Origin of the sequence: Yersinia thracica, assembly GCF_902170565.1 — a bacterium.
In the GTDB taxonomy this organism is placed as follows: domain Bacteria; phylum Pseudomonadota; class Gammaproteobacteria; order Enterobacterales; family Enterobacteriaceae; genus Yersinia; species Yersinia thracica.
On record NZ_CABHXX010000066.1, the window covers coordinates 1 to 19690 of the forward strand.

Here is a 19690-nt window from a genome sequence, read left to right on the forward strand (position 1 = left end):
TCAGAAGTGAAACGCCGTAGCGCCGATGGTAGTGTGGGGTCTCCCCATGCGAGAGTAGGACACTGCCAGGCATCAAACACGAGTTATCAGAATGACATCTGGTAACTGACAAAATCGCCGGAGGCGGTTTTGCACAGCGCGGAGCGCTGGCCCCTTAAGGGTAAGTATCGGGAAGATACACGTAAAAGAATCGGTGGAGCGGTAGTTCAGTTGGTTAGAATACCTGCCTGTCACGCAGGGGGTCGCGGGTTCGAGCCCCGTCCGTTCCGCCACTTATTGCAAAGACCCTGAATCTAAGATTCAGGGTCTTTTTGCATTTCGACAGTTGTTAATATTTTTGCCTCTTCCTCTCTAGATTTCCTATTCCTAAGCATCCCCTTATCTTAGTCACTGAATATCCCACTGATACACTGGACATATAACTCCCTTTAACTGAATGTATTTAGCTTATTGAGTATGATATTTGATTTATATTCAAAAGTATTATGCCTAATACACCATTTTTTGTTGGTAAAACTCTTGTCATAATTAATTTAGTTTTTCATTAATCCCATGATTTACGACTGAATGAAAATTCTTAATTACTATTCAATACAAACTTACTATCAAAAATAAGGAATTATAATGAGCATACCTGCATTCGGCCTTGGAACTTTTCGTCTTCAAGATCAAGTTGTTATTGATTCAGTTAGCCAAGCATTGAAATTAGGCTATCGTGCAATCGATACAGCACAAATATATGAAAATGAAGCCGCAGTTGGCCAAGCTATAGCAGAAAGTGGTGTAAAACGTGATGAGTTGTTCATCACGACCAAGATTTGGATTGCGAACTTAGCGCAAGGGAAATTAATTCCGAGCCTGCAAGAGAGTTTACAGAAGCTGAAAACCGATTATGTAGATTTAACATTGATTCACTGGCCGTCACCAAATGATGAAGTCTCTGTTGCTGAGTTTATGGCTGAGCTAATGAAAGCCAAAGAGTTGGGATTAACTCGCCAGATTGGTATCTCTAACTTCACCATTGATTTAATGCGACAGGCTATAGCAGCAGTGGGGGGTGAGGAAATCGCAACTAACCAAATTGAATTATCCCCATTATTGCAAAACCGTAAGGTTGTTGAGTTCGCTCAGATAAATGGCATTACAATAACTTCTTATATGACACTGGCTTATGGCAAAGCATTAGAAGAGCCTATCATCAAGACCATTGCTGAGCAGCACGGGGCCACACCTGCACAGGTCATTTTAAGCTGGGCATTGCAATTGGGCTACAGTGTTATTCCTTCATCAACTAAAGTGGCTAATTTAGCCAGCAATCTGTTAGCTCGTGATTTACGCCTAAGCGCAGAAGATATGACACTAATTGCTACGCTAGATCGCGAGGAGCGCTTGGTAAGCCCTGATGGCCTGGCACCAAAGTGGGACTAACCACTTCCAGCAATAAACTGAGCCACCTCACATGGGGTGGTTTTTTATATTGTAGGGCTAATTGATATCAGGCGTTCATTGATAAAATCAATAAAACAGCGCAGTCGATTACTGACAGCCTGGTCACTGTAATACACGGCATTAATTGGCATTGCGACTGGCAAAGTGTGCTCTTGGAGTATCGGTATCAAATCTCCACGTTGTAGATCCTGCTGGATCATGAAATCTGATAGACAGGCGATGCCATTCCCCTCAAGACACAGGCGGCGCTGCGTTTCTCCATTATTTGATGTCAAATCTGAATTAATTTCATAAAGTTGCCCATCAGCTCCAGCTAAAGGCCAGCGATTTAATGTGGGTAAATCATTAAACCCTAAGCATAAATGATACTGCAAATCCGCTGCTGTCTGTGGCGTACCATGCTGCTTCAAGTATGCCGGTGACGCTAGAATATGGCGATAACTGGTCATTAGTTTTCTGGCTCGCAAAGTTGAGTCCTGTAAAGTCCCCACCCTGATAGCAATATCTACTTTTCTCTCAATAAGATTAATGAATGTCTCAGACGAAACCAGCGATGAAGTCACCAAAGGGTAGCGCTGACGAAACTCAGCCATTAATGGCGCGATAATATGCAGTACCACTGGAGTAGAGGCATCAATACGAAGTAATCCTTTAGGATTCAATTGATTGTCTAACAATTCATTTTCCGCACTCGCCATCTCCCGCAAAATATTTTGTACTCGCCGAAAATAGTGCTCACCTTCTTGAGTCAGGCTGATTTGCCGGGTGGTGCGATTGAGTAAAGTGACACCCAGCTTATTCTCCAGCTTCTTTACTGTTCGGCTTACTACTGAATTTGCTTGTTCGAGCTGCTCTGCTGCACGGCTGAAGCTGCCACATTCCACCACTGTTACAAAGGTAATCAGTTCATCTGAGTTTGCTTTCATTATTGCCACTCCAGCAAGAATATTTTGATATTTTGAGCATTTTTGTCATTTAAACATAGGCACATAATAGCCGCTATCAAATTGACTTGTTTTTTCATTAACTGTTTTCTGGAGTTGATAATGCCGCTCGCTTTACTGGCACTGACCATCAGTGCATTCGCTATTGGTACCACAGAATTTGTGATTGTCGGACTGGTGCCGACGATCGCCGAACAACTGAGCGTTTCTGTCCCTTCCGCCGGTTTATTAGTCTCGATTTACGCATTGGGGGTGGCTATTGGTGCTCCGGTGCTGACTGCATTAACAGGGCGGATTCCTCGTAAAATGTTATTGATTGGTCTTATGGTTTTGTTCACGTTAGGTAACTTATTAGCGTGGCAATCACCGGGTTATGAATCATTGGTTGTCGCCCGTCTATTAACTGGTTTGGCCCACGGGGTATTTTTCTCAATCGGTTCGACCATCGCAACCAGCCTGGTGCCCAAAGAGAAGGCCGCCTCGGCTATCGCTATTATGTTTGGCGGCTTGACTGTCGCACTGGTGACTGGGGTTCCGTTAGGGACATTTATTGGACAGCATTTTGGCTGGCGTGAAACTTTTCTTGCAGTATCACTTATTGGGATTATTGCCATTATCGCCAGTGCTATTTTGGTGCCGAGTCATATTCCGAATAAAGCTTCAGCCACGATAAAGCAACAGTTTCAGGTACTTACCCACCCACGTTTATTGCTGATTTATGCCATTACGGCATTAGGATACGGCGGTTTCTTTACCATGTTTACTTTCCTTGCTCCGGTCATGCAAGAGTTGGCGGGCTTCTCGGCTGCTGCCGTGAGCTGGATTTTGTTGGCGTATGGGGTGTCAGTCGCGATTGGTAATATCTGGGGAGGGAAACTGGCCGATCGCTATGGTGCAGTGCCTGCTTTGAGTTTTATCTTTACTGCATTGGCTGGTTTGTTATTTGTTTTCCAGTTCAGTGCCAGCCACAGTGTTGCAGCATTGTTCACCTTGTTAATTATGGGTATTTTCGCCTTCGGTAATGTCCCAGGCTTACAGGTTTATGTGGTGCAAAAGGCGGAAGAATATACACCACATGCGGTTGATGTCGCCTCTGGTTTGAATATCGCAGCATTTAACGTCGGTATTGCATTAGGGTCAATTCTTGGTGGGCAGGCGGTTACTCGCGTTGGTTTAGCGCAGACACCATGGATCGGTGGGGTTATCGTCATCGCTGCATTATTATTGGTCAGACTAAGCGGTAAGCTGGATAAAAAACACTCGATTCAGGTTGCTACAAGCTAGTTTCCACTTTTAGCCCGCATTGCGGGCTTCTTTGTTAATAGAAGTCTTATTAGTGCATTATGAATAACATAGATTGAATCTATCCTTGAGCATCCCAATATCAAAAAAGCAATATAGGTAAAAGACATTACTGACCGGAACATCTGGGCGTATAATCAGTGAACAATCCACTGCGGTAATCTTACAAGCCAGAGTGATTTCGAATAAGGAATAGGCCATCAAAGTGCCGAAACGAACATATGCAATGCGGTATGTTGCAGGTCAACCGGTTGAACAGATTTTCCCTGGCTCTACTAAATTATTGGGGCAAGGGTTACCTCCAGGCGCCCCTTTGCCAACCACGGAATTTCTACGGGTGATGGTGTGGAATATCTTTAAGCAACAGCGAGCTGAGTGGCTATCTGTACTCAAAGAGTTCGGGCGTGATGCGCAACTGATGCTACTGCAAGAAGCACAAACAACACCCGAACTGGTGAGGTTTGCTACGTCCCATTATCAGGCGGCAGATCAGGTTCCAGCCTTTGCGTTGCCTCAGCACCCCTCTGGTGTAATGACGTTAGCAGCCACTCACCCAGTCTACTGTTGCCCATTGCGAGAGCGAGAACCACTGCTGCGCTTGTCTAAGTCGGCACTAGTCACCGTTTATCCCATTCATGATGGCCGGTTATTGATGGTCGTGAATATTCATGCCGTGAATTTCAGTATTGGTGTCGATGTTTACAGTAAACAGTTAGAGCCGATTGGAGAGCAAATTGCTATGCACCGTGGCCCGGTTATACTGGCTGGGGATTTCAATGCCTGGAGTCGTCAGCGGGTTAACGCATTACAGTGTTTTGCTCAAGATTCGGGTCTGGAAGAAGTTGAGTTTCCTACAGATAATCGTAGCCGCGCTTTTGGTAAGCCTCTCGATTTCGTTTTTTACCGTGGCCTTACGCTGGCAGATGCCTCGGTATTAGTGACGCGAGCCTCTGATCATAATCCGCTTCTGGTTGAGTTTCTGCCATAAAAAAAGCACCCCGAAAGGTGCTTTTTAACAGCTTTAATAGCGATTCTGACTTTATGCGTCCGGGGTTGATTTGCCGTTAACGAACAGCGTCAATTTCAAACCTGGCAGCAATTTATTAGCTTTGCTGACTACCGAATTCCATCGCATCACATCGTCGGTGTTTACACCGTGACGCTTGGCAATACTGGCAAAGGAATCACCTTTACGAACTTGATAGGTGATGCTGTTGCTGCTAGTTGTATTGCTTGCCAGTTGCAGGGTTTGCCCAACTTTTAAGGTGCTCTTGGCACGTAAGTTGTTCCAACTCTGCAAATCGCTGGTCTTGATATTCAACCGCTTGGCAATCGTAGATAAGGTGTCGCCGGGGCGAACTTTATACTGCGAGTTTGATGCTGACTTTGTGCTGTTCTGTGCCAACTTGGTTGGTTGAACTGCGGCAATATCAGTATCTGCCAATGAATCTTTAAGCTGCTCAGCATGGGATTTCGGCAACATAATATAACGAGGACCGTGTCCAACTGGTGCCGTTACATTGCGCTTATACCCAGAATTAAAGGATTTCAACTTTGTCAGTGACATCCCCGCCATCTCAGCCGCCTGAGTTAGCTCTATCTGCTGACCAACATCAACCCGCGCTAATGCACGGTCTTTGTCGGTGTCAGGCAAGTTTATACCGTACTTTTTGCTGTTCTTGATTAAATCACCCAAGGCCAGCATTTTTGGAACATAAATTGACGTTTCTCGAGGAAGCGACAATGCCCAAAAGTTCGTCGGTTTACCCTTTGCCTTATTTGCTTTCACCGCCTGCATGACTCTGCCTTCACCACTGTTATACGCAGCGACTGTTAACAACCAGTCACCGTCAAACATTTTGTTCAGGCGCTCCATCATATCAAGCGCTGCTTTGGTAGAAGCCACTACATCTCTGCGGCCGTCATACCATTGGTTTTGTTTCAAGCCATAATTTCGACCGGTACTTGGCACTATCTGCCACAGCCCTGCGGCGTTGGCGGATGATGTCGCGTGTGGGTCAAAAGCGCTCTCCACTATGGGTAGCAGTACCAGCTCCATCGGCATCTTACGTTTCTTAATTTGCTCGACTATCAGGTACATGTACGGCTCTGCCCGTAATGTTACATCGTGGAGATAGCTCTTATTTTTTAAGTATTTTTGCTTCTGTTCACGGATCCGAGAATTTTCCGGAACCTTCATCTTCAGCTCGTCGCTAATGAAGTTCCACAAATCTTGCTGCGCGAGGCCACTTTCACTATCCAGCCATCGCGCGCTACCCTCTCGGGCGCTATTTGTGTACTCTCCTGCTTCACTTTCTTGACCTGCCGAAGACAAACTCTGTGCATGCTGTACAGGAGCCTGAACGCCCGTCTTGGACGTCTGGCACCCAACAAGCAAGACTGAGGCGAGAAATATCGCTTTGGTCTTCATGTGTGTGTCAATGTAGTTGCTTAAAAGACGAGCAATCATACTTTGCTTCGATAAAAAACACAACTAAAAGCTCAGAAGCGGTCTTTCTGTGCACGTAATTCGGAAAAAACTGAGACAAGTGAGTCTGGTGGTGACATTACGCCTATTTTTCTTTGTAAATCAATGTCATTGCAGCGTAAAAAAACATTAATTTTCCTCTCAATTTGCAATTTTACGGGTAAGCTAGGCAGGTGTTTTGCCCGTAATTGCATGATTTCCTGCTGATATGTGGCAATGTCTTGATCGGAGGGCAGAATAAAACGGGCAAACTTAAGATTTGCGAGAGTATATTCATGCGCGCTGCAAATTAAGGTTTCGTCAGGGAGTTGCGCGAGCTGTTGAATAGACGTGTACATTTGCGCCGGAGTGCCTTCAAATAGTCTGCCACAGCCCGCGGAAAATAGCGTATCACCACAGAAAAGATAAGGTTCGCTGTAGTATGCGATATGCCCCAGTGTGTGGCCAGGAACGGCAATAACTTGGTATTTTTGGCCGCTAATGGTCAGGTTATCACCCCCATTTACAATAATTGTCGCACCTTTATTCGCAGTTTCTTGTGGCCCATAGACCGGAATGTTGGGGTAATGGCGGCGTAAATCTGCGACTCCACCGACGTGATCGTGATGGTGATGGGTCAATAAGATGGCCTGAGGAAGGTACTGGCCTTGGCTCAGAGCTGCCAGCACGGGAGCTGATTCTCCGGGGTCCACAATGACACAGTGTTTTTGTTCGTCGGCCAATAACCAAATGTAATTGTCTTGCAATGCCGGAATGCTGATAAGATTCATTAGATACCTCTTTTATTGGCAACAGTTTGAAAGAAGACGTTAAAACATGAAACCAGCACAAACACGCCAAAAGATTGATGCACCCGCATCTTGGGCTGAGTTACCTTGGGGAGAGTATTATCGTGCGGCGATTGAGCAGCAATTGCAGCCCTGGTGGCCGAAATTCTTTGGTTTCCACTTATTGAAGATAGGCCATTTGAGCGCTGAAATCGCTAGCGATAAATGCGCAATCTCCCATCAGGTGAATGTGGGGGAGCAGGGCAAAAATATGCAGGTGCTTGCCAGCCCATATCAGTTACCTTTTGCTGAAAAATCTGTGGATGCTTGCTTACTTTCCCATACTTTAGCCTATGCCGCTGATCCGCACCGCATTTTACGTGAGGTGGACCGGGTGCTGATTGATGACGGCTGGCTGGTTATCAGCAACTTTAATCCCATGAGTCTATTAGGGGCTGGGAAACTGGTGCCGTTATTACGCCAGCGACAACCCCATGTTAGCCGCATGTTTACTCAGATGCGCTTGTTGGACTGGTTGAGTTTACTGAATTATGAAGTTTTACATCTGTCGCGTTTTCATGTGTTGCCGTGGCATAAAGAAGGTGGGCGCTTTATCAGCACCCATCTGCCGGCATTGGGTTGTGTCAGTTTGATTGTTGCTCGTAAACGCACTATCCCATTGACGTTTAATCCGATGAAGTTCGGCGCACGTAAACCCTGGTTCAGCCGGGCGGTAGGTGCGACCAAAAGCTATCGTGATCAACCCTGAGTTGGCAGTGACGCATTAATTAGGGATATACCCGGTATCTTCCATCGTCGGTGAATTTGCGCCTTCGCGCGCCAATTCATCGCAGCGTTCGTTTTCAGGATGACCGGCATGGCCTTTGACCCACTCCCATTGAATTACGTGAGTTTGGATAGCCAAATCAAGGCGTTGCCATAAATCGACATTACGCACCGGTTTGCGGTCAGTGGTTTTCCAGCCGCGCTTTTTCCAGTTATGAATCCACTGAGTAATACCCTGGCGTACATATTGGCTGTCGGTGCTGAGTGTGACTTCACAAGGTGAGGTCAACGCCTCCAATGCTACGATAGCGGCCATTAGCTCCATGCGGTTGTTTGTGGTCAGGAAATAGCCCGCGCTAAAGGTTTTTTCATGTTGCTTGTAACGCAAAATTGCGCCGTAACCACCGGGGCCAGGATTGCCAAGGCAAGATCCATCGGTGAAAATTTCTACCTGTTTAGTCATCTCTGGTAGACTCTTCCTATCTGTTTCATTAAACGTTAAGTCTGACATAAACGAGCGCTATGAGCACTGGCAATATGCAAGGTACCCCTACCAGACAGATTGTTCTGGATACTGAAACCACCGGTATGAATAAGCTGGGCGTTCATTATGAAGGCCATAAGATTATTGAGATCGGCGCCGTTGAAGTGATCAACCGCCGTCTGACCGGCAGAAATTTCCATGTTTATATCAAACCTGACCGGCTGGTAGACCCAGAAGCTTACGGTGTCCATGGTATTAGTGATGAGTTTTTGGCGGATAAGCCTACTTTTGCAGATATAGCTCCGGAGTTTCTTGAGTTTATCCGTGGTGCAGAGTTAGTCATCCATAACGCGGTGTTTGATATCGGTTTTATGGATTATGAATTCCGCATGTTGCAGCAGGACATTCCGAAAACGGAAACCTTCTGCACCATCACTGACAGCTTGTTGCTGGCGCGCCGCCTGTTCCCCGGCAAGCGAAATAACCTTGATGCGCTGTGTGACCGCTACCTGATAGATAATACCAAGCGGACATTGCACGGCGCGTTACTCGATGCCGAAATTTTGGCGGAAGTTTATCTGGCGATGACCGGCGGCCAGACGTCACTTTCTTTTTCAATGGAGGGGGATCAGTCGCAGAATAACTCCTCGGATGACATCCAGCGCATTACTCGCCCAGCATCTGGGTTGAAAATAATTTATGCCGCTGAAGAGGAAATCGCCGCTCATGAATCTCGTCTGGATTTGGTGATGAAAAAGGGCGGTAGCTGCTTATGGCGCATGCCACTTGAGACTGAAGACGGTGCGAACGCAGAATAAAACGGCATCCAGATGGAAAACTGTGCAAACGGCTTATTTTACTGGAAAAAGTATTGACGAGATTGCATTGCATCCGTAATATTCGAGTCGTTCTTAACCGGAACAGCAGCGTGGTGCGGTAGTTCAGTCGGTTAGAATACCGGCCTGTCACGCCGGGGGTCGCGGGTTCGAGTCCCGTCCGCACCGCCAACATTCAGAAGCCCTGAGTTATTGCTAACTCAGGGCTTCGTTGTATCTATACCCTTCGTACTTGAAGCCGCAGGGGTGTTAGCTACGCTCACTTACCCAAATCACTTACCGGTGTAAGCTCATTGGGATGCATTCACTTGCTGCCTACCTGCGACTCCAATTACTTTGGGTATACTCTTGGCACTTGAAGCCGCAGGGGTGTTAGCTACGCTCACTTACCGGTGTAAGCTCATTGGGATGCATTCGCTTGCTGCCTACCTGCAACTCCAATTACTTTGGGTATACCCTTGGCACTTGAAGCCGCTGGGGGAAAAATAATAGAACTCCCCCTTGGGTAACAGATCAATAAACCCATTTAGAATTTACTGCGTAGCTTTCGCATTACCCGCTTCAGCGGCAGTTTTCACCCAGCCGTCAAAGGTTGCCTGATGAGCTTGGATCCAACCATTCACATGGCGTTCAATATCGGCATCTGAAGATTCACCGGCATGCATCCGCATGTTCTGGGCATTCACATCATTAATTGATAATTTTATGATGGAGAACAACTTGGCGGCAGCAGGGTTAGCTTCGGCCCATTTTTTGTTGGCGACGATATGCATCACACTCGGCGGGAAGCCGTAGTTCGCGCCATTAGAAAGCTGGGTGTCGATAGTTTTATCCGGCAGGGAAGAGAATGGCACCTGTAACCACACCACATCACGACCGGGAACCAGCACGTCACTGACCCAATACGGCGTCCAAGTGTAATACAGGATTGGCTTGCCTTCTTTGTAACGCGTGATGGTATCGGCAATCATCGCGGCATAGTTACCCTGATTATGGGTTACCGTGTCGCTTAAGCCATAAGCTTGGATTTGGTGGTTAATCGGAGCTTCACAACCCCAACCCGGGTTACAGCCAGTGAGATCGGCCTTGCCATCATTATTCGCATCAAACAATTTGGCGATTTTCGGATCTTTTAACTGCTCAATGTTGGTGATGTGGTATTTATCGGCGGTTTTTTTGTCAATCAAATACCCCTGCGCCAGCCCTTCAATAAAGTTACCCTGACGGTAGAATTTAGCATCGCCACCGGCGGCCGCATATTGGTCATTATGTAGCGGATCCCAGTTTACTGCCAAATAAGTGGCATCACCTGCGGCAATGGAAGAGTAAGCGACATTGTAATCCACTTCTTTGGTGGGCTGGACGTCGTAACCGAGCTTCTCCAGCGCTTTATTGACCAGTGAGGTCTGGAAGGTTTCTTCCGAAATGGTGCTTTGCAGCGGTTGGACAGTAACGCCTTTGCCCGGTAATTCTGCGGCGGATAACTGAGTGCTGACCAGTGCGGTGAGGGCTAACACCCAAATTCCTGTCTTACGCATAATTTTCCCCTTTTAAGCTATTTTACTTGCCAGTTTGAACCTGGGCAGTGCTCATCATCCTCACGTACTACGTGTACGCTGCGGTGATTGCGCGCTGTCCGTGTTCAAACTGTCTGCGACAATTACGCTTAAATTCGGCGCAATAAGTTGAAATTACTTGGTATTTAAAAATGGTTTGGTCATAAGCCCGATAGGGCCGGTGGCATACCAGCGGCCAATGCCTTTGCTGCGGCGGTCACGGCCTAATGATTGAGTCAGGCGGTCGAGGATAATCGCCAGGATCACGATACCGACACCACCGACAGCGGCCAGCCCCATATCAAGGCGACCAATACCGCGCAGTACCATCTGGCCCAAGCCCCCTACGGCAATCATTGAAGCAATTACCACCATCGACAATGCGAGCATTAAGGTCTGGTTGACACCCGCCATGATGGTCGGCATCGCCAGTGGTAACTGGACTTTGAACAATAATTGGCGCGGATTGGCCCCGAAGGATTCCGCCGCTTCAATGAGGTCTTCCGGCACCTGCTTGATACCCAAGATAGTCAGGCGGACGATGGGCGGCAGGGCAAAGATTATCGTCACCACCACGCCGGGCACATTACCAATACCAAACAGCATGACAATGGGCACCAGATAGACGAAGGCCGGTGTGGTCTGCATCGCATCCAGTAGCGGCCGAATAATTCGTGCGGCGTTATTGCTACGTGCCAGCCATATCCCGAGCGGCAGTCCGATAAGGATACAGAAGAACAGCGAGGTCAGAACCAGCGCCAGTGTCACCATAGCTTGCGACCATGCGCCAATAGCGCCGATGGCAATCAGGGAGACCAATGTCGCCACGCCCATCCCTAAGGTAGAAAACTGCCACGCGATCAGGGCGAAAACCAGAATCGCCACGGGTGCAGGCATGCCCAGTAACAGGTGTTGGAAGCCGCTGAGAATAAAATCAACGGGTACGCGAATACCTTGGAACAGTGGGCGGAAATGCAGCACTACCCAGTCAATACCCTGAGTCACCCACGAATCCAGTGGCACCCAAGTGTTATGGAACGGGTCCATCAGACTGAAATGTTCAGGAGCGGCTGCCGGCGCACTGTTCAGCCAATCGGTACTTTGTGCGGCTTGGTTCTGCACGGCCTGAGAAGCAACCTCGTGGCCTGCATTGGCGGCGCGCTGGCTACCCTCGGCCATGCTGGCTCCCCATGGGTCAGCCGCCGCTGACAGGGTCTGAGGGGCTGAGTTGGTGGCGACCGGTGCAGCTGTTGCCGCATCTGTCGCCCATGGGTTGCTGTCTACGGGGGTGCCGCTGTGGATTTGATTACTCATTTGGCGTCTCCTTATCTAAGGCATGCAACAGCATGCCTTTGGAAATAATACCGATATAGCTGTTGTCTTCACCGACCACAGGAACCGCGCACGGGGCCTGTGCAACCAGTGAAATCAGCTCGCTGAGGGGCATGTCGGCGGGAACCGGTGCCGGATCGGCCAATAAGGCGCTATCCAGTGATTGGTTCTCTGCCAATGCCTTTTTCAGTGAATCTATCGATACCACGCCGATAAACTTCTGCCCGCGCTCCAGCACATAGCCGTAATCGCGGTCTTCATCCTGAAGCAGTTTTAATGCTGAACGCGGGCCGAAACCCGGTGTTTTGCGGATCAAGGACACCGGACGGCGGCGCGCGATGTCTTTAGCACTGAAGACGTGGCTGATGTCGACGCCACGGAAGAAGGTGCGCACATAGTCATTGGCCGGGTTATTCAAGATCTCATCCGGCGTTCCGACTTGCACCACTTCGCCGCCCTGCATAATGGCGATGCGATCGCCAATGCGCATGGCTTCGTCCAGATCATGAGAGATAAAGACGATAGTGCGTTGATGTTTGGCCTGTAATTTGACCAGCTCATCTTGCATTTCGGTACGGATTAAGGGGTCGAGCGCTGAGAAAGCTTCATCCATTAACAAGATATCGGGGTTATTGGCCATGGCGCGCGCTAAACCCACGCGCTGGCGCATCCCACCGGACAACTCATCGGGATAAGAGTGCGCGTAGCTTTCCAGACTCACCTGACGTAATGCTTCCAATGCTTTCTCGTGACGTTCCTGTTGTGGGACGCCGGCTAACTCCATACCGAATGCGGTGTTATCCAGCACATTCATATGGGGCATTAAGGCAAAGGATTGGAAGACCATGCTTATTTTATTGCGGCGTACAGTGCGCAGGGCGCTATCAGATATTTTGGCAATATCTTCGCCGTCGATCAGCACTTCACCACGAGTGGGTTCTATCAGACGATTGAGAAGGCGTACCAGGGTGGATTTACCGGAACCGGATAACCCCATGATGACGAATATCTCGCCTTCTTCAATGGCCAGATTGGCATCTTTAACGCCAACGGACAAACCAGTTTTGGCAAATATCTGCTCTTTATTCTTACCTGATTCAAGTAGTTTAAAGGCTCGATCTGGATGCTCACCAAATATTTTATATAAGTTCTTTACTTCGAGTTTAATTGCCATGCAGCTGGTGTATTCCTCTGTCAATTTTGAATTATGTTTATTCGATCAATATTATCCTGATGAAAAAATAGAGCGCCATATACCCTAACACAATGAGAATCTGAGACAACCCTCAATGTTCTTATAATCAATTGTGAGATGGTCCTCATATCAATATATATCTTTTTAACCTGTTAATTTACTTGCGTTAATATTGTGGTTTTTGATGCTTGAGGAATTGGCTAATATTGCTGATGAGTCTAATGGCTAATTTGGAAGTTAATAGAGCGAATATTGCTCATATATCGGCAATATATCTTCAATATTATTAAGGGGGTTATTTCCTGAGGTGATAGTGCTGAATCCCCCTGATACTCTGGCCTGTAGCCGAATAGGGTACTCAATGAAACTTTAGGTTTTGGCTGCTGAATCGGGCCAGTTCACCATGGTGGTAAGTGGGGGGAATCTCCCCTTTGTCATATGAATGAAAAGGGAAGAATATACAAGTTAAGAAAGCTTAGAAATCCCAGTCTTCGTCCTCGGTATTGACCGCTTTACCGATAACATATGATGACCCAGAGCCGGAGAAGAAATCGTGATTTTCATCCGCATTGGGCGATAATGCTGCCAAAATAGCCGGATTGACATTGGCCTGATCAGCTGGAAATAAGGCTTCGTAACCTAAATTCATTAATGCTTTATTTGCATTGTAATGGAGGAATTTTTTGACATCCTCTGTCCAGCCGACGCCATCATAAAGCTCTGCGGTATAGCGCACTTCATTGTCATATAAGTCTTGCAATAAATTATAGGCAAAATTCTTTATCTCCTGTCGGCGGCTAATATCAATTCTCTCTAATCCTTTTTGGAATTTATAGCCGATATAATAGCCATGAACAGCTTCATCGCGAATAATTAAACGAATCAGATCGGCGGTGTTAGTTAATTTTGCGCGACTTGATAAATACATAGGTAAATAGAAGCCGGAATAGAACAAAAATGATTCCAGAAATACACTGGCAATTTTCTTCTTCAGCGGGTCGTCATTACTATAATGCTCGAGGATAATAGCGGCTTTATTTTGCAGCGGGATATTTTCCTCACTCCAGCGGTAAGCTTCGTCGACATCAGGTGTTAAACAAAGGGTAGAAAATATAGAGCTATAAGAGCGGGCATGCACCGCCTCCATAAAGCTGATATTGGAAAATACCGCTTCTTCATGGGGGGTGATCGCGTCTTTAATCAGCGCGGGTGCGCCCAAGGTATTTTGAATCGTATCAAGCAGCGTCAGGCCGGTAAAAACGCGGATAGTCAGCTGTTGCTCCTCGGCAGTTAGCTTGGCCCAAGAGGGAATATCATTGGATAGCGGGACTTTTTCCGGCAACCAAAAATTAGCCGTCAGGCGGTTCCAGACTTCCAGGTCTTTATCGTCTTCAATTTTATTCCAATTGATGGCGCTGATTCGGGTTATTGGTTTTACTGCATTCATGTGATTAATTCCTCTTGCCGATCTGGTTAATTCAGCACTGCCTATACCCTAAATAATTATAGTGAGCAGGAAACACAACCTTCAACTTCAGTGCCCTCGAGCGCCATCTGACGTAGTCGGATGTAATAAATGGTTTTAATCCCTTTCTTCCAGGCATATATCTGCGCTTTATTGATATCGCGGGTCGTGGCGGTATCGCGGAAAAACAAGGTCAGTGACAGCCCTTGATCAACATGCTGGGTGGCCTCAGCATAGGTATCGATGATTTTCTCCGGCCCTATCTGATAAGCATCCTGATAATATTCAAGGTTATCGTTAGTCATATAAGGTGCGGGATAATACACGCGGCCAATCTTGCCCTCTTTGCGGATCTCAATCGGGGAGACAATCGGGTGGATGCTGGATGTCGAGTGATTGATATACGAAATAGATCCCGTCGGGGGCACGGCTTGTAAGTTTTGGTTATAAATTCCGTGATCCATCACTGACTGGCGTAAATCTGCCCAATCCTGTTGATTTGGAACGGAAATTCCTGTCTCGGCAAACAGCGCGCGCACTTTGGCTGTTTTAGGTTGCCAGCTTTGTTCTATGTATTTAGTAAAATAGTGGCCCGAAGCATAAGCCGACTCGTTGAAACCTTTAAAGTGGCTGCCGCGTTCTATCGCCAACTGATTGGAGGCACGAATGGCGTGATAGGCCACGGTATAGAAGTAGATATTGGTGAAATCTAATGCTTCTTCTGAGCCATAAAAAATACGTTCGCGCGCCAGATAGCCGTGCAAGTTCATTTGCCCAAGGCCAATGGCATGGGATTCCTGATTACCTTTTTCAATTGATGGCACTGAGCGGATATTGCTCATATCGGAAACCGCCGTTAACCCACGAATGGCGGTTTCAATCGATTTACCAAAGTCTGGTGAATCCATAGTGTGGGCGATATTCAGCGAACCAAGATTACAGGAGATATCCTTGCCAATATGGCGATAGCTCAGGTCGTCGTTGTATTCAGTTGGTGAATTAACCTGCAAAATCTCTGAACACAAGTTACTCATATTGATCCGGCCTTTGATCGGATTGGCCCGGTTCACGGTGTCCTCAAACATCATATAGGGATAGCCGGATTCAAATTGGATCTCTGCCAGAATTTGGAAAAACTCACGCGCTTTGATTTTGCTTTTTCGGATGCGCTTGTCATCAACCATCTCGCGGTATTTTTCGCTGACACTGATTTCCGACATAGGGACGCCGTAAACCTGTTCTACGTCATAAGGAGAAAACAGGTACATTTCTTCATTATTCTTCGCCAACTCAAAAGTGATATCCGGAATAACCACGCCCAATGACAAAGTTTTAATGCGTATTTTTTCATCGGCATTTTCGCGTTTGGTATCAAGAAAACGCAAAATGTCGGGGTGATGGGCATGGAGATAGACCGCCCCGGCACCTTGGCGAGCCCCTAATTGATTGGCATAGGAAAAAGCATCTTCCAGCATTTTCATAATGGGAATGACGCCAGATGACTGATTTTCAATGCGTTTAATCGGCGCACCCACTTCGCGAATATTGGTCAGCAGAAAAGCGACACCGCCGCCGCGCTTAGATAATTGCAGCGCCGAGTTAATGGAGCGGCCAATGGACTCCATATTGTCTTCAATGCGCAATAAGAAGCAGGAGACCAATTCACCGCGCTGTTTTTTGCCGCAATTGAGGAAAGTGGGGGTGGCCGGTTGGAAGCGGCCAGAGATGATTTCTTCGACCAAATCTCGTGCAACTTGCTGATTACCGGCAGCTAATGTTAGGGCAACCATACAAACGCGGTCTTCATAGCGCTCCAGATAGCGTTTGCCATCAAAAGTTTTCAGGGTATAGCTGGTGTAGTATTTAAACGCGCCAAGGAAAGTCGGGAAGCGAAATTTTTTACTGTAAGCTTGTTGGAATAACCTCTTGATAAAGCTGAAATCATACTGCTCCAGCACCTCTTGCTCGTAATAGCCTTCTTCAACCAGATAATCGAGTTTTTCCTGTAAATTATGGAAGAACACGGTGTTTTGATTAACGTGTTGCAAGAAATATTGCCGTGCCGCCAGGCGGTCTTTATCAAACTGGATACGCCCGTCGGCATCATAGAGGTTCAACATCGCATTCAGTGAGTGATAGTCCAGTTCACTGTTGGATGGATCGGTGATTTTCAGTTTTGTCGTTGCCAAAATTCAGTTACTCCCTTGCGCACGTTTGCCACATCTTCTGCTGTACCCAGTAGTTCAAAGCGATACAGATAAGGAACCTGACATTTTTGGGAGATAATTTTCCCCGCCAGGCAATAGGCGTCGCCAAAATTAGTGTTACCTGCAGCAATAACACCGCGAATTAATGAACGGTTATGGGGGTCATTCAGAAATCTAATCACCTGAATAGGCACCGCCCCGACCGGGCTGCCACCACCATAACTGGGTACTAACAAGATATAGGGCTGCTCCACCCGTAATTTTTCCCGCGCCCCCGCAATGGGAATACGTATTGCCGGGAGTGCCAACTTTCCGACAAAACGGTGGGTGTTCTCCGAAGAACTGGAGAAATACACCAACGGATTCATTGTGTTGCCCTCATCAGGCACCAACCGCCTGAACCAATGCATTTATTTTGTCAGGGCGGAAGCCAGACCAATGCTCATCACCCGCGACAATCACGGGAACCTGTTGATAACCCAAAGATTTCACATGGTTTAAAGCTTGTGAATCTTCAGTTAAATCAACAACCTGATAAGTGATTCCTTGTTTATCCAATGCACGATAGGTGGCATTGCACTGGACACAATCGGGTTTACTGTAAATAATAATGATCATGATTCGTATTTACCCTTTATTTTTAAAAAGGCGAATAGAGCAGACTATTAGTGTCTCTCGACGACCTGCCCCTGATTATCAACCCCGATTCCATTCTCGTAGTTGATAAATTAAATACTATATCTAGTGTTTATTTAATTCAACCACACTATATGTAGTTATTTGCTATGAGTTATGCACAATTGAGAGACGAAGCCGCCAGCACAGGGCTGGCGACAAATTCCAAGGGAATAAAAGGGAGGCAAAATATTTTATTGCCGGGCGGCAATGGGTAAGTACTTACTGGCGCAAGCTAACGGCTAATCGATTAAAAGCATTCATGATGCTGATAGTGAAAGTTAAGTCAGAAATTTGGGCATCAGAAAAATGCGCTTTTAAAGCATTAAATGTGCTGTCAGGTGTGCCGCTGGTGGTGATGTGAGTCACTGCTTCCGCCCAGTCTAATGCCGCGCGCTCAGCTTCACTAAACAGATGACTGAGCCGCCAGCCAGCGATAACATCCATTTTTGCATTGTCGAAACCATGATCGCGCAAGAACTTGCCATGCATATCCAGGCAAAATGCACAGCCGTTGATCTGTGATACCCGCATAAAAATCAATTCTATCAGCGTTTTTGGCAACGAACTTTTATCGAGTGACATAGAGGCGCTGACCAGTGCTTTATAGGTGACTGGCGAGAGTTCGGAAAAATAAAGACGTTGTTCAACCATGATATTTACCTGTGATGTTGGCTCTTCAATGGATGCTACTCTAGCAACACTATGGCCTATACTATAGGGCCATAAATGACTTATTTTAGTGGGCCATGATGAAAGCGTTTTCACATCTGTTTAAGCTGGATCGCCAACACAAAGAGCCGGTATATCGGCAGATTTATCAGCGGATTAAAGATGCAATAGTTCAGGGCACACTGCTGCCAGATACGCGCTTGCCCTCAGTGAGAGTGCTGGCCAGCGAGGTAGGCGTGGCGCGGGGAACAGTGGAAAATGCCTATGCACAATTAATTGCCGAAGGCTTTTTACAAAGCCGCGGGCAGGGGGGGACTTATGTTTCTGCTCAATTACTCGATGCACCTCTGCTCCCCCTAAATATTGTAGAGCCATACGAACAACCCATAGTGATTAATCATTCTTTATCCACCGACCGTATGATGGCGCGGCCTTTCCAACTGGGGCTACCGGCGCTGGATGCTTTTCCGCGGGCGCAATGGGGGCGGCTGATGAGCAAACAGTTGCATAACCTGACCGCCACCTCTCTCGGGCACCCTCCCGCTGCCGGATTACCGGCTTTACGTGAGGCAATCGCCCATTATTTGCAGTTATCTCGGGGGTTTAGTTGCCAACCTGAACAGGTATTTATTTGCTCGGGTTATCAGTCTGTACTGGATTTGGTGATTAATACGGTATTGAAACCGGGCGATCGCGGTTGGCTGGAGAACCCCGGATATCCCGCGACTCAGCAATTGATCCGCGAGGCTGGGCTTTTTGCGCACCCGGTCAATGTCGACAGTGATGGTATGGATGTGATGGCCGCAATCAATGATTGCCCAAATGCACGTTTCGCGATCATCACTCCGGCGCATCAAAGCCCACTGGGTGTGGCGCTCAGTTTAGCGCGGCGTATTGCTCTGCTGGAGTGGGCAGAGCAACAGCAATCTTGGATAGTTGAGGATGATTATGACAGTGAGTTTCGCTATCAGGGGCGGCCACTTCCTCCATTGAAAAGCCTGGATAGACACGGGCGAGTACTTTATGCCGGTACATTCAGTAAAGTGATGTTTCCTGCGCTAAGGCTGGCCTATCTGGTGGTGCCACTTGAGCTGGTGGCTGTTTTTAATCACCGTTGCCAACTGCGCAGCTGTGCCAGTCCGCCACTGATACAGGCCAGTGTGGCGGAGTTTATGAATCAGGGGCACTTTTACCGCCATCTTAAACGTATGCGCCATTTGTACGCTGAGCGCCGTGAAATGCTGGCAGCCAGTCTAATGCGCCAACTGGCGGGGGGGGTAGAAGTTGAACAACAGGCGGGCGGAATTCAATTGTTGGCTCAGTTGGATCGGCGTTTTTCCGACAGCACGGTTGCTGCGCGCGCGCAGCGCCAAGGGTTGGCGATTGAAGCAGTATCCGATTGGGCATTGGAAAGAAACAGCCGGGTGGATAATGCACTGCTGATGGGGTTTACCAATTTTGTTTCTGAAGCAGAGGTCGACAAGCAGGTGGCCAAGCTGGCGAGGGTGATTTTAGCGGGAGGATAAGATATC

Annotated in this window: 18 protein-coding genes and 2 tRNA genes; 8 read left to right on the forward strand and 12 right to left on the reverse strand. The window is 47.5% G+C overall.

Going from position 1 to position 19690, the window contains the following annotated elements; genetic code table 11:
- Window positions 1-195: 195 nt before the first annotated feature.
- Both FTA91_RS07475 and dkgB read left to right on the forward strand, forming a co-directional pair.
- Window positions 196-272: transfer RNA gene (locus tag FTA91_RS07475), tRNA-Asp, on the forward strand.
- 352 nt (window positions 273-624) lie between these two features.
- Complete coding sequence (gene dkgB / locus FTA91_RS07480) at window positions 625-1428, forward strand: 2,5-didehydrogluconate reductase DkgB (protein ID WP_145536000.1); 804 nt, start codon at window positions 625-627, stop codon at window positions 1426-1428.
- A 44-nt stretch (window positions 1429-1472) separates the two neighbouring features.
- Here the strand turns inward: dkgB and yafC are convergent, their stop codons facing one another.
- Window positions 1473-2375, reverse strand: a complete 903-nt coding sequence (gene yafC, locus FTA91_RS07485; protein WP_050116033.1) for a DNA-binding transcriptional regulator YafC — start codon at window positions 2373-2375, stop codon at window positions 1473-1475.
- A 120-nt stretch (window positions 2376-2495) separates the two neighbouring features.
- Between yafC and FTA91_RS07490 the strand changes: the two genes are divergently transcribed.
- Together FTA91_RS07490 and FTA91_RS07495 are read left to right on the forward strand one after the other, a co-directional pair.
- Window positions 2496-3677, forward strand: coding sequence for an MFS transporter (locus FTA91_RS07490; RefSeq protein WP_050116036.1), 1182 nt, complete (start codon window positions 2496-2498; stop codon window positions 3675-3677).
- A 223-nt stretch (window positions 3678-3900) separates the two neighbouring features.
- Entirely contained in the window at window positions 3901-4683 is a 783-nt protein-coding gene (locus FTA91_RS07495) for an endonuclease/exonuclease/phosphatase family protein (RefSeq protein ID WP_145583136.1), read from the forward strand.
- Window positions 4684-4734: 51 nt separating this feature from the next.
- Here the strand turns inward: FTA91_RS07495 and mltD are convergent, their stop codons facing one another.
- A complete protein-coding gene (mltD, locus tag FTA91_RS07500) occupies window positions 4735-6126 on the reverse strand; it encodes a murein transglycosylase D (RefSeq protein WP_050116040.1) in 1392 nt (463 codons plus the stop codon).
- Window positions 6127-6197: 71 nt separating this feature from the next.
- Window positions 6198-6953 carry a hydroxyacylglutathione hydrolase gene (gene gloB / locus FTA91_RS07505; RefSeq protein ID WP_050116042.1) on the reverse strand — a complete coding sequence of 252 codons (756 nt, stop codon included), beginning with the start codon at window positions 6951-6953 and terminating at the stop codon, window positions 6198-6200.
- A gap of 46 nt (window positions 6954-6999) precedes the next feature.
- Here gloB and FTA91_RS07510 point away from each other — a divergent pair, with 46 nt between their 5' ends.
- Window positions 7000-7719 (forward strand): class I SAM-dependent methyltransferase, encoded by a 720-nt coding sequence (locus FTA91_RS07510; RefSeq protein WP_050116043.1) that lies wholly within the window; start codon window positions 7000-7002, stop codon window positions 7717-7719.
- Between the two features lie 15 nt (window positions 7720-7734).
- On the opposite strand, the gene rnhA is transcribed toward FTA91_RS07510, so the two are convergent.
- The gene (gene rnhA / locus FTA91_RS07515; RefSeq protein WP_004390359.1) at window positions 7735-8199 is read right to left on the reverse strand and encodes a ribonuclease HI; all 465 of its coding nucleotides are present in this window, start codon (window positions 8197-8199) and stop codon (window positions 7735-7737) included.
- A 74-nt stretch (window positions 8200-8273) separates the two neighbouring features.
- Here rnhA and dnaQ point away from each other — a divergent pair, with 74 nt between their 5' ends.
- Window positions 8274-9038 carry a DNA polymerase III subunit epsilon gene (dnaQ, locus tag FTA91_RS07520; RefSeq protein ID WP_050116045.1) on the forward strand — a complete coding sequence of 255 codons (765 nt, stop codon included), beginning with the start codon at window positions 8274-8276 and terminating at the stop codon, window positions 9036-9038.
- Between the two features lie 112 nt (window positions 9039-9150).
- Window positions 9151-9227, forward strand: a tRNA-Asp gene (locus tag FTA91_RS07525).
- A 362-nt stretch (window positions 9228-9589) separates the two neighbouring features.
- Here FTA91_RS07525 and proX read toward each other — a convergent pair.
- The 8 genes from proX to FTA91_RS07565 form a co-directional block, all read right to left on the reverse strand.
- Entirely contained in the window at window positions 9590-10594 is a 1005-nt protein-coding gene (gene proX, locus FTA91_RS07530) for a glycine betaine/L-proline ABC transporter substrate-binding protein ProX (RefSeq protein ID WP_050116046.1), read from the reverse strand.
- A 153-nt stretch (window positions 10595-10747) separates the two neighbouring features.
- A complete protein-coding gene (proW, locus tag FTA91_RS07535; protein WP_050116047.1) occupies window positions 10748-11926 on the reverse strand; it encodes a glycine betaine/L-proline ABC transporter permease ProW in 1179 nt (392 codons plus the stop codon).
- Window positions 11919-13118 (reverse strand): glycine betaine/L-proline ABC transporter ATP-binding protein ProV, encoded by a 1200-nt coding sequence (proV, locus tag FTA91_RS07540; protein ID WP_050116048.1) that lies wholly within the window; start codon window positions 13116-13118, stop codon window positions 11919-11921. The genes proW and proV overlap by 8 nt, the downstream gene beginning before the upstream one ends.
- 496 nt (window positions 13119-13614) lie before the next feature.
- On the reverse strand, window positions 13615-14586 hold the full coding sequence (gene nrdF, locus FTA91_RS07545) for a class 1b ribonucleoside-diphosphate reductase subunit beta (protein WP_050116050.1): 972 nt from the start codon (window positions 14584-14586) through the stop codon (window positions 13615-13617).
- Window positions 14587-14642: 56 nt separating this feature from the next.
- The gene (gene nrdE / locus FTA91_RS07550; protein WP_145536002.1) at window positions 14643-16793 is read right to left on the reverse strand and encodes a class 1b ribonucleoside-diphosphate reductase subunit alpha; all 2151 of its coding nucleotides are present in this window, start codon (window positions 16791-16793) and stop codon (window positions 14643-14645) included.
- Window positions 16775-17179, reverse strand: coding sequence for a class Ib ribonucleoside-diphosphate reductase assembly flavoprotein NrdI (nrdI, locus tag FTA91_RS07555; protein ID WP_038635747.1), 405 nt, complete (start codon window positions 17177-17179; stop codon window positions 16775-16777). Before nrdI ends, nrdE begins: the two co-directional genes overlap by 19 nt.
- Window positions 17180-17192: 13 nt before the next feature.
- Window positions 17193-17429: a redoxin NrdH gene (locus FTA91_RS07560; RefSeq protein ID WP_145583137.1), complete on the reverse strand. Its 237-nt coding sequence runs from the start codon at window positions 17427-17429 to the stop codon at window positions 17193-17195.
- 279 nt (window positions 17430-17708) lie between these two features.
- Window positions 17709-18140: a carboxymuconolactone decarboxylase family protein gene (locus FTA91_RS07565; protein WP_050116056.1), complete on the reverse strand. Its 432-nt coding sequence runs from the start codon at window positions 18138-18140 to the stop codon at window positions 17709-17711.
- A 95-nt stretch (window positions 18141-18235) separates the two neighbouring features.
- Here FTA91_RS07565 and pdxR point away from each other — a divergent pair, with 95 nt between their 5' ends.
- On the forward strand, window positions 18236-19684 hold the full coding sequence (gene pdxR / locus FTA91_RS07570; RefSeq protein WP_145536004.1) for a MocR-like pyridoxine biosynthesis transcription factor PdxR: 1449 nt from the start codon (window positions 18236-18238) through the stop codon (window positions 19682-19684).
- Window positions 19685-19690: the final 6 nt, after the last annotated feature.

Bases quoted from the DNA above. Each gene is read 5' to 3' on its own strand.
- dkgB (WP_145536000.1), top strand. From the start codon at position 625: ATGAGCATACCTGCATTCGGCCTTGGAACTTTTCGTCTTCAAGATCAA.
- proW (WP_050116047.1), bottom strand. From the start codon at position 11,926: ATGAGTAATCAAATCCACAGCGGCACCCCCGTAGACAGCAACCCATGG.
- FTA91_RS07490 (WP_050116036.1), top strand. From the start codon at position 2,496: ATGCCGCTCGCTTTACTGGCACTGACCATCAGTGCATTCGCTATTGGT.
- FTA91_RS07560 (WP_145583137.1), bottom strand. From the start codon at position 17,429: ATGATCATTATTATTTACAGTAAACCCGATTGTGTCCAGTGCAATGCC.
- proX (WP_050116046.1), bottom strand. From the start codon at position 10,594: ATGCGTAAGACAGGAATTTGGGTGTTAGCCCTCACCGCACTGGTCAGC.
- yafC (WP_050116033.1), bottom strand. From the start codon at position 2,375: ATGAAAGCAAACTCAGATGAACTGATTACCTTTGTAACAGTGGTGGAA.
- FTA91_RS07565 (WP_050116056.1), bottom strand. From the start codon at position 18,140: ATGGTTGAACAACGTCTTTATTTTTCCGAACTCTCGCCAGTCACCTAT.
- nrdI (WP_038635747.1), bottom strand. From the start codon at position 17,179: ATGAATCCGTTGGTGTATTTCTCCAGTTCTTCGGAGAACACCCACCGT.
- proV (WP_050116048.1), bottom strand. From the start codon at position 13,118: ATGGCAATTAAACTCGAAGTAAAGAACTTATATAAAATATTTGGTGAG.
- pdxR (WP_145536004.1), top strand. From the start codon at position 18,236: ATGATGAAAGCGTTTTCACATCTGTTTAAGCTGGATCGCCAACACAAA.
- gloB (WP_050116042.1), bottom strand. From the start codon at position 6,953: ATGAATCTTATCAGCATTCCGGCATTGCAAGACAATTACATTTGGTTA.
- nrdF (WP_050116050.1), bottom strand. From the start codon at position 14,586: ATGAATGCAGTAAAACCAATAACCCGAATCAGCGCCATCAATTGGAAT.
- mltD (WP_050116040.1), bottom strand. From the start codon at position 6,126: ATGAAGACCAAAGCGATATTTCTCGCCTCAGTCTTGCTTGTTGGGTGC.
- FTA91_RS07510 (WP_050116043.1), top strand. From the start codon at position 7,000: ATGAAACCAGCACAAACACGCCAAAAGATTGATGCACCCGCATCTTGG.
- rnhA (WP_004390359.1), bottom strand. From the start codon at position 8,199: ATGACTAAACAGGTAGAAATTTTCACCGATGGATCTTGCCTTGGCAAT.
- dnaQ (WP_050116045.1), top strand. From the start codon at position 8,274: ATGCAAGGTACCCCTACCAGACAGATTGTTCTGGATACTGAAACCACC.